The organism is Pseudomonas sp. BT76 TE3572 (assembly GCF_050435365.1).
Lineage (GTDB): Bacteria > Pseudomonadota > Gammaproteobacteria > Pseudomonadales > Pseudomonadaceae > Aquipseudomonas > Aquipseudomonas fluorescens_W.
The window spans coordinates 1,091,107-1,109,119 of sequence record NZ_JBNDKE010000001.1 but is presented as its reverse complement, the minus strand read 5'-3'; the positions used below and the strand labels follow the sequence as shown (position 1 = coordinate 1,109,119).

12 protein-coding genes are annotated in these 18,013 nt (G+C 58.1%); 11 read left to right on the top strand and 1 reads right to left on the bottom strand.

The window, feature by feature from the left end; translation table 11 throughout:
- Positions 1 to 65 precede the first annotated feature (65 nt).
- The 8 genes from ABH912_RS05175 (at position 66) to ABH912_RS05140 (ending at position 9,864) form a co-directional block, all read left to right on the top strand.
- Positions 66 to 971 carry an AraC family transcriptional regulator gene (locus ABH912_RS05175; RefSeq protein WP_056740114.1) on the top strand — a complete coding sequence of 302 codons (906 nt, stop codon included), beginning with the start codon at positions 66 to 68 and terminating at the stop codon, positions 969 to 971.
- Between the two features lie 354 nt (positions 972 to 1,325).
- Positions 1,326 to 2,636: an ABC transporter substrate-binding protein gene (locus ABH912_RS05170; RefSeq protein WP_429509866.1), complete on the top strand. Its 1,311-nt coding sequence runs from the start codon at positions 1,326 to 1,328 to the stop codon at positions 2,634 to 2,636.
- A 48-nt stretch (positions 2,637 to 2,684) separates the two neighbouring features.
- A complete protein-coding gene (locus tag ABH912_RS05165; protein WP_033055009.1) occupies positions 2,685 to 3,611 on the top strand; it encodes a carbohydrate ABC transporter permease in 927 nt (308 codons plus the stop codon).
- 10 nt (positions 3,612 to 3,621) lie between these two features.
- A complete protein-coding gene (locus ABH912_RS05160) occupies positions 3,622 to 4,452 on the top strand; it encodes a carbohydrate ABC transporter permease (RefSeq protein ID WP_033055010.1) in 831 nt (276 codons plus the stop codon).
- A gap of 146 nt (positions 4,453 to 4,598) precedes the next feature.
- Positions 4,599 to 5,702 carry an ABC transporter ATP-binding protein gene (locus ABH912_RS05155; RefSeq protein ID WP_429509863.1) on the top strand — a complete coding sequence of 368 codons (1,104 nt, stop codon included), beginning with the start codon at positions 4,599 to 4,601 and terminating at the stop codon, positions 5,700 to 5,702.
- Positions 5,703 to 5,717: 15 nt separating this feature from the next.
- Complete coding sequence (locus tag ABH912_RS05150; protein ID WP_429509861.1) at positions 5,718 to 7,199, top strand: mannitol dehydrogenase family protein; 1,482 nt, start codon at positions 5,718 to 5,720, stop codon at positions 7,197 to 7,199.
- A 219-nt stretch (positions 7,200 to 7,418) separates the two neighbouring features.
- Positions 7,419 to 8,915: a xylulokinase gene (xylB, locus tag ABH912_RS05145; RefSeq protein WP_429509859.1), complete on the top strand. Its 1,497-nt coding sequence runs from the start codon at positions 7,419 to 7,421 to the stop codon at positions 8,913 to 8,915.
- Between the two features lie 13 nt (positions 8,916 to 8,928).
- On the top strand, positions 8,929 to 9,864 hold the full coding sequence (locus ABH912_RS05140; RefSeq protein ID WP_429509858.1) for a carbohydrate kinase family protein: 936 nt from the start codon (positions 8,929 to 8,931) through the stop codon (positions 9,862 to 9,864).
- A gap of 102 nt (positions 9,865 to 9,966) precedes the next feature.
- On the opposite strand, the gene ABH912_RS05135 is transcribed toward ABH912_RS05140, so the two are convergent.
- Positions 9,967 to 11,268, bottom strand: coding sequence for an OprD family porin (locus tag ABH912_RS05135; RefSeq protein WP_429509857.1), 1,302 nt, complete (start codon positions 11,266 to 11,268; stop codon positions 9,967 to 9,969).
- 242 nt (positions 11,269 to 11,510) lie between these two features.
- Here ABH912_RS05135 and ABH912_RS05130 point away from each other — a divergent pair, with 242 nt between their 5' ends.
- Genes ABH912_RS05130 through ABH912_RS05120 form a run of 3 tightly spaced genes read left to right on the top strand, consistent with a single transcriptional unit; the run spans position 11,511 to position 18,003 of the window.
- On the top strand, positions 11,511 to 13,559 hold the full coding sequence (locus ABH912_RS05130) for a type VI secretion system tip protein VgrG (protein WP_429509855.1): 2,049 nt from the start codon (positions 11,511 to 11,513) through the stop codon (positions 13,557 to 13,559).
- Positions 13,550 to 14,416, top strand: a complete 867-nt coding sequence (locus ABH912_RS05125; protein WP_429509853.1) for a DUF4123 domain-containing protein — start codon at positions 13,550 to 13,552, stop codon at positions 14,414 to 14,416. Before ABH912_RS05130 ends, ABH912_RS05125 begins: the two co-directional genes overlap by 10 nt.
- A gap of 29 nt (positions 14,417 to 14,445) precedes the next feature.
- Positions 14,446 to 18,003 carry a LysM peptidoglycan-binding domain-containing protein gene (locus ABH912_RS05120; RefSeq protein WP_429509851.1) on the top strand — a complete coding sequence of 1,186 codons (3,558 nt, stop codon included), beginning with the start codon at positions 14,446 to 14,448 and terminating at the stop codon, positions 18,001 to 18,003.
- The last annotated feature ends 10 nt before the right edge of the window (positions 18,004 to 18,013 follow it).

Genomic DNA, 18,013 nt, shown 5'->3' with positions numbered 1-18,013 from the left:
AAGCTGGCACAGCAGGCGCCAAAAGAGGCATGATCCGACAGCGATAACAAGAAAAGCGTCCTGACATGACCCGAACAGCCCGTGTGACAGACCCCTCCTACGAACTGATGGACGACCACAACGGGTTGTCCATCATCTACCGCCAGCACGGATTCCCCTGCCCGTTGGTGCGCTGGCATTTCCACAAGGAATACGAACTGCACCTGATCGTCGCCAGCTCCGGCAAAGTGTTCATCGGTGACTACATCGGTAACTTCTATCCGGAATCGCTGTTCCTCACCGGCCCCAACCTGCCCCACAACTGGATCAGCCAGGTGGCCGAAGACGAAGTGGTGCCCAAGCGCGACATGCTGGTCAATTTCACGGACGAGTTGTTCGACAGCGGCCACTTGGTGTTTGCCGAGCTCAAGACGCTGGCGCCGCTGTTGGAGCGCGCCCAGTACGGCATCGAGTTTCGCTGCAAGCGCACCATCCGCCAGGCCATGACTTTGATGCAGCGCATCGCCGACACCAAAGGCGTAACGCGCCTCGGGCACTTTTTCATTCTGCTGGAGTTGCTGGCGACCTCTGACGACTATCAGCTGCTGTCCGGGGCCACGACACCGCAATTGGCCGACGAGCACAATATCGATCGCACCAACCGGGCGGTGGATTACATCTTCGCCCATTACGCCCGTGAACTGCCGCTGGAGGAAGTCGCCGAGCACCTGGGCATGAAGCCGACTTATTTCAGTCGAGTGTTCAAGCAAGCCACCGGCCGCTGCTTCATCGAATTCGTCAATCGACTGCGCATCAGCAAATCCTGTGAGCTGTTGGCCGACGGTGACAAACCGGTAACCGATGTGTGTTTCGAATCGGGCTTCAACAATATTTCCAATTTCAATCGGCGCTTTCAGCAACTCAAGGGCATGACCCCATCGCATTACCGGCGGTTGGCGGTGCAGCGGTTGACTGAGCAAAATCAGCACTGACTTTGTAACACGGACGATCCCTGTAGCAGCTGCCGAAGGCTGCGTTCGACTGCGCAGCAGGCGCTAAACCTGCGACTCCATTACGCCAGGATCACCGCGTACTCTGCTCCAGCGAGAACTTCGTCCGAACGCGGCCCGACTCGAACGCAGCCTTCGGCAGCTGCTACCGGGCGCCAGGCGCCAAATCCTGCCTTTCCAGACTTCAGTGCAAAATAGTATCGATTCAAGTGCGATGGATGATTTGTCTCGCCATCAATAGAAGGCTGTAATCAGCGCACATTCTTCCTCCGCCGGAAGACACAAAAACAATAACTGTCCTTCTGTAACCCGCCGGGTGCAGAAAAGGAGTGCACGATGCAACCTTCTGTAAAAGCTCTGCTTGCCCTTACCTGCATGACCCTCAGCAGCGTCAGCCTCGGCGCCCAGACCCTGACCATCGCCACCGTCAACAACAGCGACATGATCCGCATGCAAAAACTCTCGAAAACCTTCGAGACCGAGCATCCGGACATCAAGCTCAACTGGGTGGTGCTGGAAGAAAACGTCCTGCGCCAACGCCTGACCACCGACATCGCCACTCAGGGCGGGCAGTTCGATGTACTGACCATTGGCATGTACGAAGCCGCACTCTGGGGCGCCAAAGGTTGGCTGGAGCCGATGAAGGACTTGCCGGCCAGTTACGCCCTAGACGACGTGTTCCCATCGGTGCGTGAAGGGCTGTCGGTCAAGGGTTCGCTGTATGCCTTGCCCTTTTACGCCGAAAGCTCCATCACCTATTACCGTACCGATCTGTTCAAGGAAGCCGGGCTGACCATGCCCGAGCACCCGACCTGGACCCAGATCAGCGAATTCGCCAGCAAACTCACCAATAAGGATAAAGAACAGTACGGCATTTGCCTGCGCGGCAAGGCCGGTTGGGGCGAAAACATGGCGCTGATCACCACCGTCGCCAATGCCTATGGTGCGCGCTGGTTCGATGAGCAGTGGAAGCCGGAATTCACCGGCCCCGAGTGGAAAAACGCGCTGAACTTCTACGTCGACACCATGAAAAAATCCGGCCCGCCGGGTGCATCGAGCAACGGTTTCAACGAAAACCTGGCGCTGTTCAACAGCGGCAAATGCGCGATCTGGGTCGATGCCAGCGTTGCCGGTTCCTTCGTCACCGACAAGACCCAAAGCAAGGTCAGCGACCACGTCGGCTTCACCTACGCGCCGCACGAGACCACCGACAAGGGCTCGGCCTGGTTGTATTCCTGGGCGCTGGCCATTCCGACCAGCTCCAAGGCCAAGGACGCCGCGAAAACCTTCAGCGCCTGGGCCACTTCCAAAGAGTATGGAGCGTTGGTTGCCGAGAAAGACGGCATTGCCAACGTGCCGCCAGGTACTCGGGCCTCGACCTACAGCGAGGCCTACATGAGCGCCGCGCCATTTGCCAAGGTCACTCTGGAATCGCTGAAAGCTGCAGACCCGAGCAAGCCGACCCTCAAGCCCGTGCCGTATATCGGCATCCAGTTGGTGACCATCCCTGAATTCCAGGCCGTGGGCACCCAGGTCGGCAAGTTGTTCTCGGCAGCGCTGATCGGTCAGACCACCGTCGAACAGGCCCTGACCGCTGCCCAGTCAACCACCGAACGTGAAATGAAGCGCGCCGGTTACCCCAAGTAACCCCACAGTTTGATCTTCATTTGTCTGTTCCTTATCGGTTCTATCGCCATGAATATTTCAACTGCCAAAGCTCACATGGACATTCCCCAACCGGTGCGTAAAAGCCGGTTGGCCAACCCCGGCTGGTTTCTGGTCAGCCCCTCGGTGGCGATGTTGCTGCTGTGGATGATCGTGCCGCTGGGCATGACCGTTTATTTCTCGCTGATCCGCTACAACCTGCTCTACCCCGGTGAGAACGAGTTCGTCGGGCTGGAGAACTTCAGCTACTTCCTCAGCGACTCGGGTTTCCTGCCCGGCGCCACCAACACCCTGTTGCTGGTCGGCAGCGTGCTGCTGATCAGCGTGGTGTTCGGCGTGTTGATCAGTGCGCTGCTGGAGGCCAGTGAGTTTCTCGGTCGCGGCATCGTGCGGGTGATGCTGATCTCGCCGTTTTTCATCATGCCCACCGTCGGTGCGCTGATCTGGAAGAACCTGATTTTCCACCCGGTCTCGGGGATTCTCGCCTACGTCTGGAAGCTGTTCGGCGCGCAGCCGGTGGACTGGCTGGCGCACTACCCGCTGCTGTCGATCATCATCATTGTGTCCTGGCAATGGCTGCCGTTCGCGATCCTGATCCTGATGACCGCCATGCAGTCCCTCGACCAGGAGCAGAAGGAAGCCGCGCGCCTCGACGGTGCCGGGCCGATTGCGATTTTCTGGCACCTGACCTTGCCGCACCTGGCCCGGCCGATTGCCGTCGTGGTGATGATCGAAACCATCTTCCTGCTCTCGGTGTTCGCCGAAATCTTCACCACCACCAACGGCGGCCCCGGCTACGCCTCGACCAACCTCGCCTACCTGATCTACAACCAGGCGCTGGTGCAGTTCGACGTCGGCATGGCGTCCGCCGGTGGCTTGATCGCGGTGGTGATCGCCAACATCGCGGCCATCGTGCTGGTGCGCATGATCGGCAAAAACCTGACAGACAAAGCCTGAGGCCTGCGCCATGACCCTTCAACAATCCCGCCGCCTGCAAAGCCTGCTGCTCGGCACCCTGGCCTGGGCCATCGCGATCCTGATCTTCTTCCCGATCTTCTGGATGGTGATGACCAGTTTCAAAACCGAAATCGATGCGTTCGCCACGCCGCCGCAGTTCATCTTCACGCCGACGCTGGAGAACTACCTGCACATCAACGAGCGCAGCGACTACTTCAGCTTCGCCTGGAACTCGGTGGTGATTTCCTTCAGCGCTACAGCGCTGTGCCTGCTGATCGCGGTGCCGGCGGCCTACTCGATGGCGTTCTACGAAACCAAACGCACCAAAGGCACGCTGCTGTGGATGCTCTCCACCAAGATGCTGCCACCGGTGGGCGTGCTGATGCCGATCTACCTGCTGGCCAAGAGTTTCGGCCTGCTGGATACGCGCATCGCGCTGATCGTGATCTACACGCTGATCAACCTGCCGATCGTGGTCTGGATGATTTACACCTACTTCAAAGACATCCCCAAGGACATCCTCGAAGCCGCGCGCCTCGACGGTGCCACCCTGTGGCAGGAAATGGTCCGGGTGCTGCTGCCGATTGCCAAGGGTGGCCTGGCGTCCACGGTGTTGCTGTCGCTGATCCTGTGCTGGAACGAAGCGTTCTGGTCCTTGAACCTGACCTCGTCGAAAGCCGCACCGCTGACCGCATTGATCGCCTCCTACTCAAGTCCCGAAGGTCTGTTCTGGGCCAAGTTGTCGGCGGTGTCGACGCTCGCCTGCGCGCCGATCCTGATCTTCGGCTGGATCAGCCAGAAACAATTGGTCCGCGGCCTGTCGTTCGGCGCCGTGAAATGAATATCCCTGTAGGAGTGAGCCTGCTCGCGATAGCGATGTATCAGGCACCGATGATGTCGACTGACACGGCCCCATCGCGAGCAGGCTCACTCCTACAAAAAGCCTGTTCGGCTTAATCGAATAACAACATGCGGAGGCCCATCATCATGGCCAACCTGAAAATCAAGAATCTGCAAAAAGGCTTCGAAGGCTTTTCCATCATCAAAGGCATCGACCTGGAAGTGAACGACCGCGAGTTCGTGGTGTTCGTCGGCCCGTCGGGCTGCGGCAAATCCACGTTGCTGCGCCTGATCGCCGGCCTGGAAGAGGTCAGCGGCGGGACGATCGAACTGGATGGCCGCGACATCACCGAAGTCAGCCCGGCCAAGCGCGACCTGGCGATGGTGTTCCAGACCTACGCCCTGTACCCGCACATGAGCGTGCGCAAAAACATGTCGTTTGCCCTCGACCTGGCCGGCGTACCGAAAGCCGAAGTCGAGAAGAAAGTCGGCGAAGCGGCGCGCATTCTCGAACTCGGGCCGATGCTCGAACGTAAACCGAAACAGTTGTCCGGCGGTCAGCGTCAACGCGTGGCTATCGGCCGGGCCATCGTGCGCAACCCGAAAATTTTCCTGTTCGACGAGCCACTGTCCAACCTCGACGCCGCCCTGCGCGTACAGATGCGCCTGGAACTGTTGCGCCTGCACAAAGAACTCAAAGCCACAATGATCTACGTGACCCACGACCAGGTCGAAGCCATGACCATGGCCGACAAGGTTGTCGTACTCAATGGCGGCAAAGTCGAACAAGTCGGCTCGCCCCTGGATCTGTATCACCAGCCGGCCAACCTGTTTGTCGCCGGGTTCCTGGGGACGCCGAAAATGGGTTTCCTCAAGGGCAAAGTCACCCGCATTGAGCGCCAAAGCTGCGAAGTGCTGCTGGACGCCGGCACCCGCATCACCTTGCCGCTGAGCGGCGCCAACCTGAGCGTCGGCGGCGCGGTCACCCTGGGCATTCGCCCGGAGCATCTGAATCTCGCGCAAAGCGGCGACTGCACCTTGCAGGTCACGGCCGACGTCAGCGAACGCCTGGGCAGCGACACCTTCTGCCACGTGGTGACCTCGTCCGGCGAAGCCTTGACCATGCGTGTTCGCGGCGACCTGGCCAGCCGGTACGGCGAAACACTGAGCCTGCATCTGGACGCCGAGCACTGCCATTTATTCGATGCCGACGGTGTGGCGTTGACCCGCCCACTTCGCGCTGCGGCCTGATTTCGAGACCTTGTGATGAAACTCAATAAACAGAACCTCAACCGCCTCGCCCCCGAGGTGGTCCTGCCCGCCTACGCCCTGAGCGACACCCGCCAAGGCATCGCGCACATCGGCGTCGGCGGTTTTCACCGGGCGCATCAGGCGTATTACACCGATGCGTTGATGAATACCGGCGAAGGCCTGGACTGGGCGATTTGCGGCGTCGGCCTGCGCGCCGAAGACCGCCGCGCCCGGGACGATCTCAAAGAGCAGGATTACCTCTTCACCCTGTTCGAACTGGGCGATACCGACGACACCGAAGTCCGGGTGATCGGCGCGATTCGCGACATGCTGCTGGCCGAAGACGGCGCACAGGCGCTGATCGACAAACTCGCCAGCCCCGAGATCCGTATCGTTTCGCTGACCATTACCGAAGGCGGCTACTGCATCGACGACAGCAACGGCGAGTTCATGGCCCAGCTGCCGCAGATCCAGCACGACCTGGCACACCCGAACGCACCGAAAACCGTGTTCGGCTTTCTCTGCGCCGCGCTGGCTAAACGCCGTGCAGCCGGTACGCCCGCGTTCACCTTGATGTCCTGCGATAACCTGCCGCACAACGGCGCGGTCACTCGCAAAGCGTTACTGGCTTTCGCCGCCCTGCACGATGCCGATTTGCGGGACTGGATCGCCACCCACGTGAGTTTCCCCAACGCGATGGTCGACCGCATCACGCCGATGACCAGCACCGAACACAAGCTGCAACTGCACGATAAGCACACTATCGACGATGCCTGGCCGGTGGTCTGCGAACCCTTTGTGCAATGGGTGCTGGAAGACAAGTTCGTCAACGGCCGTCCGGCCTGGGAAAAGGTCGGCGTGCAGTTCACCGACGACGTCACGCCTTATGAAGAGATGAAGATCAAACTGCTCAACGGCAGTCATCTGGCGCTCACTTATCTGGGGTTTTTGAAGGGTTACCGCTTCGTCCACGAAACCATGAACGACCCGCTGTTCGTGCGCTACATGCGTGCCTACATGGACCTGGACGTGACCCCGCAACTGTCACCCGTGCCGGGGATTGACCTGACCGAGTACAAAAACACCCTGGAGGCGCGCTTCGCCAATGAGGCGATTGCCGATCAACTGGAGCGCGTGTGTTCGGACGGTTCGTCGAAGTTTCCGAAGTTCACCGTGCCGACGATCAATCGCTTGATTGCTGATGGGCAGGAGACCAAACGAGCGGCATTAGTAGTAGCGGCTTGGGCGCTGTATTTGAAGGGCGTGGATGAGAACGGCGATACCTACAGCATTCCTGATCCGCGGGCGGCGTTTTGTCAGGCGCTGGTGGCGGATGATGCGTTGATCACGCAGCGGTTGCTGACGGTTGAGGAGATTTTTGGAGCGGCGATTGCGCATTCGCCCGAGTTTGTGGCGGCGTTTGAGTGGTGCTGTAACAGCTTGCGCGATGTTGGGGTGTCGCGGACGCTGGAGCGGGTGCTTGCGGATGTTAGTTGAGTGTCAGCGGGAACCACCCCTCACCCTAACCCTCTCCCCAGGGGGTAGAGGGGACTGACCGAGTTGTTTTTTAGACATGCATCGACCTGAAAAATCGAGTCGAACTCTGGCTTGAAAAACACACAGATCGGCCCCCTTTCCCCCTCTCCCCACTGGGGAGAGGGCTGGGGTGAGGGGTGGTTTTCGGAACAGACTTGTATTCAACGTTTGGGACATTCTATGGCAACCCAACATTTATTCCTCGGCATCGACTGCGGCACCCAAGGCTCCAAAGCCATCATCCTCGACGCCGTCAGCGGTCAGGTGCTGGGCCAGGGAGCCGCCGCGCACAGCCTGATCAGTGGCGCCAATGGCCGCCGCGAGCAAGACCCCTCGCAATGGCTGGAGGCCTTCGCGCTGGCCAGCCACCGCGCATTGCTCGCGGCAAAGGTCGACGGCCAGGACATCCTCGGCATCGGCGTTTCCGGCCAGCAACACGGGCTGGTGCTGCTCGACGATCAGGGCCAGGTGCTGCGTCCGGCCAAACTCTGGTGTGACACCGAATCCACCCCCGAAAACGACCGTCTGCTTGCCCATCTGGGTGGCGAAAAAGGCTCCCTGGAACGCCTCGGCGTTGTGATCGCGCCGGGCTACACCGTCTCCAAACTGCTCTGGACCCAAGAACAACACCCGCAGATTTTCGCTCGCATCGCCCACATGTTGCTGCCCCATGACTACCTCAACTATTGGCTCACCGGCCGCAGTTGCAGCGAGTACGGCGACGCCTCGGGCACCGGCTATTTCAATGTGCGAACGCGTCAGTGGGATTTGCAGCTGCTGCGTGACATCGATCCCACCGGGCGACTGCAAGCCGCGCTGCCGGAGCTGATCGACGCTCATCGAGCCGTCGGCACGATCCTGCCAAGCATCGCCGAACACCTGGGCATCAACCCGCAGGCGCTGGTCTCCAGCGGCGGTGGCGACAACATGATGGGCGCCATCGGCACCGGCAATATCAAGCCCGGCGCTATCACCATGAGCCTCGGTTCTTCGGGGACGGTCTACGCCTATGCGGATCAACCGAAGGTCAGTCCGGACGCTTCAGTCGCAACGTTTTGCTCCTCCAGCGGGGGCTGGCTGCCGCTGATCTGCACCATGAACCTGACCAACGCGACCGGGGTAATTCGCGAGCTGTTCGACCTGGATATCGAACAGTTCAACGACCTCGTCGCGCAAGCACCCATCGGTGCCGAAGGCGTGTGCATGCTGCCGTTCCTCAACGGCGAGCGCGTCCCCGCCCTGCCCCATGCCACCGGCAGCTTGCTGGGGTTGACGATGACCAACCTGACTCAGGCCAACCTGTGCCGCGCGGTGGTCGAAGGCACGACCTTCGGTTTGCGTTATGGGCTGGACCTGCTGCGCCAGAATGGCTTACAAAGCCGCAGCATTTGCCTGATCGGCGGCGGCTCGAAAAGCCCGGTGTGGCGGCAAATCGTCGCCGACATCATGAACACCCCGGTGATCTGCACCGAACAAAGCGAAGCCGCGGCCCTTGGCGCCGCGATTCAGGCGGCGTGGTGCAAGTCCTGGGCAAACGGGCATGAAGACAGCCTGGCGGACCTTTGCGAGCGTTGCGTGAAGCTCGATCCGGCCAGCGAAACCTTGCCGATCGCAGACAATGTGATGGCCTGTCAGCAGGCCTACGAACGCTATCAACAGCATGTCGCAACCCTTTAAAGAGTGAATAACTATGTACCTGGTGTGTGGCGAAGCGCTGTTCGATTTCTTCAGTGAAGACGATGCCAGCAGCCTGGCTTCAAAAGTGAATTTCAAGGCGATTGCCGGCGGCTCGCCGTTCAATGTTGCGGTGGGTTTGCGTCGTTTGGGCGTGGATGCGGCGCTGTTTGCCGGCCTGTCCACCGACTACCTCGGTCGGCGCTTGCAGCAGGTCCTGCAGGATGAAGGCGTGCGCCCGGATTACCTGGTGGATTTCGCTGCGCCTACGACCCTGGCGATGGTGGCCGTCGGTGCCAATGGTTCACCGCATTACAGCTTCCGGGGCGAAGGCTGCGCGGATCGGCAACTGAAACTGGAGCATCTGCCGGAACTGGGACCTGAGGTGCGCGGCCTGCACATCGGCTCGTTCTCGCTGGTGGTGCAACCGATTGCCGACACGCTGCTGGCATTGGTGCAGCGTGAAAGCGGCAAACGCTTGATCAGCCTTGACCCCAACGTGCGGCTCAATCCTGAGCCGAATATCGATTTGTGGCGTTCGCGGATTGCGACCTTGGTTGAGCTGGCCGACCTGATCAAAGTCAGCGATGAGGATTTGAGCCTGTTGTACCCCGAGCAGGATCCGCAACGGGTAATCGAAGGCTGGCTGCAGCATCGCTGTCAGTTGGTGTTTCTGACCCGTGGTGGCGAGGGGGCGACAGTGTTCAGCCGTATGCACGGCGCCTGGTCGGTGCCGGCGAGTTCAGTGAAAATCGCCGACACCGTGGGCGCGGGCGATACGTTCCAGGCGGCGGTGATTACCTGGCTGACGGAGCAGCAGCTGGATTCGGTTGAGGGCGTGCAATCGCTCGGCCGCGAGCAGATCGACGGGATGTTGAAGTTTGCGGTGCAAGCCGCGGCACTGACGTGCAGCAAGACCGGGCCGGACTTGCCATATCGCCATCAGCTGTAAATGCGCTGTGGCTGAAGGCCTCTTCGCGAGCAAGCCCGCTCCCACAGGTTGTGCGCTGAACCTGTGGGAGCGGGCTTGCCCGCGATGGCGTTCTGTCAGGCGCTACAACACCGAAAAGTTGTAACTCACAATCAACCGGGTCTCATCGACATCCCGGGCAAACTTCTCGTAGTTGGTACGGTACGTCGCATTACGCAGTCGCAGGCTGACATCTTTGAACGTCCCGCTCTGCACCACGTACTTGAGCTCGCTGTCGCGTTCCCACTCCTTCCCTTCCTGATCACTGCCCAACACCTTGATGTGGTCACCGTTCACATAACGGGTCAGGAAGCTAAGGCCATTGATGCCAATCGCCTTGAAGTCATAGTCATACCGCAATTGCCACGAGCGCTCCTGCGCAGCGGCGAAGTCGTTGACCTGTACATAGTTGACCAGGTACGGGTTGGTTCCATCCAGATACGGCATCGAATTGTCGCCGTTCATGCGCTGCCAACCGGCGCTGAAAGTGTGGCCGCTGATGGCGTAAGCAAGCATGCCGCTCAGGGCACGGTTGTCGATGGAGCCTGCACGCGCGGCGCCGCTGTCGGCACTCTTGAGCAGTCGAAGGTCAGCCTTGAGCACGCCCTCGCCCAACGGCTGGTTGGCCAGCAGACCGACGAAGTGCTGACGGTAGATGTCTTCCAGCTCGGCGTAGTGATATTGGCCGGTCAGGCGCTCGTTGATCTTGTAGTCGAAGCCGTACATGTCGAAATGATCGGCGGTGACGTTGCAGGCATAGCGCTTGTTCTTGCAGTGCACGCGGATGTCCTGGGAATCGGTGGAATCCCGGGCGGTGTACTTGTCCAGCCGCGCCGCCATAAAGGTCAGGTCCTTGACCTCTTTGGAAGTGAGCATTGCGCCGTTGAACATCGTCGGCAGCAGCCGACCATCGTTGTATTTCAGCAGCGGCACGTCGGGCAGCAGCGCGCCGTACTTCAATACACTTTGCGAGAATCGCACTTTGGCGGTCAGGCCCAGTTTCGCGTATTCATCTTTCGACCCACGCGGATCCTGCCCCGTGGACGGCATCAAACCGCTGTTGCTGCTGTCGGCGCTGGAGTCGAGCTTGAGCCCCAGCATGCCCAAGGCATCAATGCCGAAACCGACGGTGCCTTCGGTGTAACCCGATTGCAGATTGAGAATAAAACCTTGAGCCGACTCTTCACGCTTCGAAGCGCCCTGCTCGTTGGACGTGTGTCCATCCCGGAAGTCGCGATTGAAGTACACCGTGCGCGACTCGAGTTTCGCCGTGGTGTCGTCGATAAAACCGCTCGCGAAAGACGACCCGGTAAAACCGGCGCACAGGACTAAAGCGCCGAAGCCGAGTGACTGGCGCGCGGTGATGAGAGTAAAGGGGGGACGCATGAAAAAAAGCTCCAACAGTGCAGCGTTTGCGCAAGGCGCAATAAGCCAAAGAAATAGCCTTCGTCCCGGACAAGTGACTTGCCAGGATGAAGTGGACACACAGAAGTGAGCGGCAATGATGGCAGAAGGCTGTTACGGGCCACAGACGACTTTAGTCGGTAAATGACTGTTCGTTTCCTTGAACGAGGCGCTTTAATCCTGCACCATCCGCCCCAGCTTATTCAAAGGACGGAATTAAAGGCATGCTGGACGCGAACGCAACCCATATTTCCCTGACGCTGGAAGGCGTTTCCGTTGACCTTCAGGTACTTAGCTTCGTCGGTCGCGAAACCATCAATCAGCCGTTCTGTTTCGACATCGAACTGGTCAGCACGCGCCCCGACCTGAAACTCGAAGAGTTGCTGCACAAGCCCGGCTGCCTGACCTTCGGCGCCACCGGCAAAGGCATCATCCACGGTCTGGTGTACCGCATCGAGCAAGGCGACTCCGGCAAAAGCCTGACCCGTTACAGCATCAGCCTGGTGCCGCAACTCGCCTACCTGCGCCACAACCATGACCAGCAGATCTTCCAGCATTTAAGCGTGCCGAAGATCATCGCTCAGGTCCTCGAAGCGCGCGGCATCCTGGCCGACGCCTACAGCTTCCAGCTCGGCGCGACCTACCCGGAACGCGATTACTGCGTGCAGTACGACGAATCCGACCTGCATTTCATCCAGCGCCTGTGCGAAGAAGAAGGCATTCACTTCCACTTCCAGCACTCGTCCAGCGGTCACAAACTGGTGTTCGGCGATGACCAGACGGTGTTCCGCAAACTCGCGCCCGTAGCCTATCAGCAAGATTCCGGCATGGCCGCCGAGAAACCGGTGATCAAACGCTTCAACCTGCGCCTGGAAACCCGCACCACCCGCGTCAGCCGCCGCGACTACGACTTCGAGAAACCGCGCATCCTGCCCGAGGGCTCCGCCAAAAGCGCGTTCGCCCCGGACCTGGAAGACTACGACTACCCCGGCCGCTTCACCGACCGCGAACGCGGCAAGCAACTGGCAACCCGCGCCCTGGAACGCCACCGCAGCGACTACAAGCTTGCCGAAGGCAAAAGCGACGAGCCAACCTTGGTCAGCGGCCACTTCCTGGCCCTGAGCGAACACCCGCGCGCCGAGTGGAACGACCTCTGGCTGCTGCTGGAAGTGGTGCACGAAGGCAAACAGCCGCAAGTGCTCGGCGCAAACGTCACCAGCGACGTCACCCAGAACAAAGACGATTTCCACCAGGGCTACCGCAACCGCTTCCTCGCCACCCCGTGGGACGCGCACTTCCGCCCGGCCCTCGAACATCCGAAACCCAAAGTCCTGGGCAGCCAGACCGCCATCGTCACCGGCCCCAAGGGCGATGAAATCCATTGCGATAAATACGGCCGCGTCAAAGTCCAGTTCCACTGGGACCGCGAAGGCCAGGCCGACGACAACACCAGCTGCTGGCTGCGCGTCGCCACCGGCTGGGCCGGCAATGCCTACGGCGGCATCGCCATCCCGCGCATCGGCATGGAAGTGCTGGTGTCATTCATGGAAGGCGACCCCGACCAACCGCTGATCACCGGCTGCCTGTACCACAAGGAAAACGTCGTCCCGTACGACCTGCCGGCGAACAAGACCCGCAGCACTTTCAAGACCCTGAGTTCACCGGGTGGCAACGGTTACAACGAGTTTCGGATTGAAGACAAAAAAGGTGCGGAACAGATTTATCTGCACGCCCAGCGCGATTGGGATGAAAACATTGAGCACGACCAGAAGATTCGCATCGGCAACGAGCGACACGACACGGTCGAGGCCAATGTTTTCAGTGAGTTCAAGGTTGAAGAGCATCGGATTACCCACCTCGATCGTAAAACTGAAACGCGGGCGAATGATCACCTGACAGTTGCTGTGACTCAGCATGTAAAGGTGGGGACGGCGCAGTTTGTCGAGGCCGGTCAGGAGATTCACTACAACGCTGGGGAAAAGGTTGTGGTTGAGGGTGGCATGGAGCTGACGGCCAAGGCTGGCGGGAGCTTTGTGAAGGTGGATGCGGGGGGCGTGACGATCAGTGGCGCGCAGGTGAAGGTTAACTCGGGCGGCGGACCAGGTTCGGGGACGCCTGCTGCGCCGTTGTTGCCGGGGCCGATGAAGGTGGCGGATGCGGATGTAGCGGGCAAGGCCCCTCTCCCCAGCCGTCTCAACGAGTCGGGCATTACTCCGTTATGCGGCAAACAAAGCAACGGCGCTTGCAGCCGTAAGGATTGCACATGCATGTAACCGCCATGAACACCCTGCTGGCCGCACCGCGTTACGGATTCGAGTCGCTGCCCAGGGAACAGTCCAGTCAGGTCCTGTGTTTCATCATCGATCGCGCACGCCAGCCCGAAGCGATGTCGCGTCTGTATCGCATAGGCGAACCGATGAATGCTCAAGCCTTGTTCAGCAGCACTGACTTTGCGGAAATCGCCAATGAAGGTCCGCTCTGGCTCACGGCGTCTTGGGGCAGCCGGTTGGCAGTCGAAGCCACGCGTTTGTGCGAAGAAAACCATTCGGGCATTGCCTTGGCCGCAGAAGACGCCACTCAGGCGCTCGCACACGCTCGCTGGTTGCTGCGAGCCAATGACGGTTCCGGCGGCCAAAGCCTGTTGAGCTATCACAAACCGAGTCTCTGGGCCGCATTGGCCTACACCGTAGGCGACACGTCCATTCAATTGTTCGGTCCTTGGCAAGCGGTGTACAGCCCTGCCCCGAGCCACTTCGGCAAAGAGCGCGGTGCGTGGCTGTCATGGACGGCTAAATCGGAACTGAAGTGGCGTGGTGATGGCCCGGCGTTCAACCTTCCCGACAGCGCGGCAAAGGTTCAAGCGCGACTGGGTTGGTTGTACTGGGTCGATGAGCAATATGCAGCGTTCAGTGAGCCCGGTGATGACCGGATCAATGTAATTACCGAGAACCTGGACCTTTTGCTCAAAAACAACATCTACGAAGGTGATCACTTGCTCAAGCTCGCCTCCGTCGTCGACGGACCGTTGCTTGAAACACGGCCAGAAGCAATGGCCATCCTGCAATCCAGGGAAGAGTCGTTCATCAAGGTTGAACAGCTGATGCAAACAGCATCCGCCAATCCCCAATGAACCCGACGCAACAATAGAACGGAAGCACCATGGAAATTACCAATCATTCAGTCAGTCTTGGTGAAACCCTCAGCGAGATTGCTGTTCGCTACAAAACCACTGTTGCGCAATTGCGCCAGTTGAATCCCTTTATCGCCTACCCGGATGTGATTATGCCGGGCTGGAATCTTAGTGTTCCCAAGAGTGCTCAGGCTGAAGTGGTTGCAACGCCCGCGGCCGCTCCACCAGCGTCCTCCGAACAAGCTCCAAAGGCCCAAAGCGCAGCTGCGCCTGGCTCTGAATCCATTGATTTGGGACCCAAAAAAGACTTTACAGAAACGTGTGCGCCCAGTTTCAAGGATCAGCCAAAGCCTTGTTCCGGCACGTTTGGCACCGCCATTTATGCAACCGACGAACAAGAGTTTTGGTTACTGCCTGAGCGCGCTGCGTCCTCGATGAAGGAGGCGATGCACGCGCTGGAGAATCAGATTTCGCCGAGTAAATCCCGCGATGAGCGCCTGAAGGGATTAGACGATAGCGGATTGCTGAGTTACTTCCTTGAGCCAAAACTGAGTAATTTCCTCGAAGGCGAACAGCGCCAGAGAATGGAGGCCATTGAAGCTCAGGAACCGAATATCGAAATGGACCCAGGAATGGTCCTTCGCAGTCGACAAGAAGTAAAACGCGCCAAAGAGAAGGATGCACCAAAGGCCGAAGCGCCAAAAACCGATACTCAACGCTCGCGGATAGATCAACTTCAGGCGGATAACGATACTCAGAACCGCATTCGCAATGATTACAGCGAACTACATAAGTTACGCAGCGAATGGTTGGCGCTTAAAAAAACAGCTATCGCTGCGGCTGTAAAGACGGGGCATTCCTACGAGAACGGCACGTTGTTCGCTCCTGCGGCAATCGAAGCCCGCGCCCGCGTCCAGAATTATCTGGAAAAACGCAAGGCGTTGATCAGCGGGGACGGCATCCAGCCACAGGCGCAGGAAGATATCGCCAAGCTCCTTGAAACAGACAAGAAAAAACGTGATGAGCTGCAGAAGTGCCTATACACCTGCGAAGGTGATACGTACGCCTATCTGGCCTGGAAGCACGGCGAAGCCAAGTCGTTTGCCTATCACGAATACACCGACGCGATAATTAAGGTAGCGGAGTACGGGATCGCCTTGCCTGAATATGCGCTGATCAGTGGCAATGACATCACTTCAGGTATCGAGCAGTTCAAGTTGTACCTCGATACAGAAAAACAGCAGTCGGAAATCAATGACCGTCTACGTGAAAAGTATAAAAACTGGATCGAAGCGACCGGTCAAAATGCCCAGGCACCGGCCGGGCTGGTCGAGGCCGAACGTACTGAATGGGACCGGTTGCAAGTTGTAAAACAAGGTTTGCACGAAAAGGCCAAGCAAAAAGTCGCCGCTGACCCTATTCGACGTCACTTGCTATGGGAACCAGAGCAGTTTGAGCCGCAGCCTATTGACCGCCTCATCAAGGAGGGCTTTCCGCTAAGGGAGGTCAGCACGCTGGGTGCAAGCGGGACACCATTGAAATGGTTCAGTTTGCTGACCCTCAAGGGTGCGCCAAAACTGCTTGAGGAAGACTTGAAAAAAGCCGGTAAGAGCATCAGCAAAGTGGTTGAAGGTATCCCCGCAAATGGTGACGGTGGTGCGAGTAAAAACAGTGCGCAGAAGGTATTCGGGCAGTGGCTTGAAAGCCAGGGTGCACTAAGAATTGGAGACCAGGCCGGCGATTGGTTTGACACCACTGGCTGGTTCAATATTGACAAGTTTTACAGCTTCCTCCAAAGCAGTGGCCATAAAGTGACTGAGCTCGAGGATGCCAGCGCGCGCAAAGAATGGGGCGAGCATCTCAAGCAGGTAGTCTTCAAAAAGAGTGTTCGTGGTGAGGTGAGGCTCTTCGATAAGAGCCCACAAGCGCAATTCGTCCGCTGCCTGGCGCCGCCACAAAAAAAACTGCATGGCGAAGTGAAACTGGAAGGCCCCTCCTACACCGCCGCTGAAGGTTTTCAGACGTCGGCAAGCGCATCACTGAGCTTTGACTTGGCACGAGGTGAAGTGGAACTGCTAAAAATCGACATGCCGACGCGCGAGAAGGCCAAGGATGTGACTGTCGATTACTACCTTGAAGATAATCCTCAGCTTCAAACCTTGAACCTCGGCCGTATGTCCTTCCACTTCGGTGCCCGTGCCTGGGGATACGCTGGTGCGTCACTCATGCTAGCCGGCAGCATTGAACTTTCACCTGTAACTGGCAACGCCAAATATGGCGCAACACTCAGCCCTGTCAAACCGGCACAACGAGAAGATGCCGAAGCGAAGGCCGAACGTAAGACCCACGAAGAAACGATCAAAACCAAAGCCGACAATGGTGATACCAGCCCTACTCCAGACCTTGAATACAAATCCAAGGCTCTGACCGCCGTCGACACCAAATCAAGTGGCCAAGTCCTGTCCGGCAAGGCCGCCAAAATACAAATTGAAGATGGCATGAAGGCCAAATTCGATCTGTTCGCCGGCGTGCAAGCAGGTATCCAACTGACAGGAGCTTTAAATTGGGCTCCACCTAAAGCATTGGCTGCGTTACGTGCAGGACCCACCACCGGAATCAATAACAGCAAGGAGGCTACGAGCGCTAGCCAATGGCTAACGCTTGCCAACCTCAGCGGATCTTTAGGCGCTGCCTATGGCGCGGGCTTGCAGGGCAATGCTGGCATTTCTCTGGATAAGGGAAAATTCATCCTCAATCTTAAAGCAACCGTTGTTCTTGGGCCGGGTGCAACTGGTAGTTTCAAATTTGAGGTGGGTTACGAGGCTGTTGTAGAACTTATCAACATTTATCGGCGTGAGTTGTATAAGGCTAAAGGCGCTTCTATTAGTTGGATGACTCCGGAGGCTGCTGAACAAGCTTCTGCACTGAACATGCTCGGCGCGGTTGGGTTGGATGTTGCAATGGTCTACATGATGGGAATCAACGTTATTATGAATCTATATGACGCGATGACCAGTAGTGGAAAGGGAGGGCCCATTGCAGACACTATTATTGAATATGAAAATCAAGCTGAATTGAAAAAATGGTTTATGGAAGCAACGCCTGCGGCTTTGGGCCCGCTCCTTATGACGCTCAGTTCTGAACCAGAAGAGTTTTCAGTAACTTCAACGAACCAAGATTTAAGTGCAAGTAACACTGTCGATCGTAAGTACGTGAAACAGGAAGCACGCCTGCTCCAACAACGAGCTCTCGACAGAGTAATTTATTGGGTAGGATCAACGGCGGATGGCGCTGAAGCGTTAACCAAAGCTCAACAGCTATTTGAAGACGCTTGCAAATGCATGAACAAACTAGGTATCGCACCTGAAGAGTCCGGGAAAGCGTATTGTGAGAATAGATACAGACTAGACAATTTCATGGCAGTGCCTGTACTTAGCATGGAACGTCCTGAAGGCGTTAAAGCTCGGGCCCGCTATAAATCAAATGTGAAGAAAATGGGTCAGCGTATAGACGCGTTCTGCAAGCTGGACTTTCGGGAAAACAGCTATGTCCCGATTACCACCATGAAATATTCCGGCCCTTTATAATCGAGCCAAC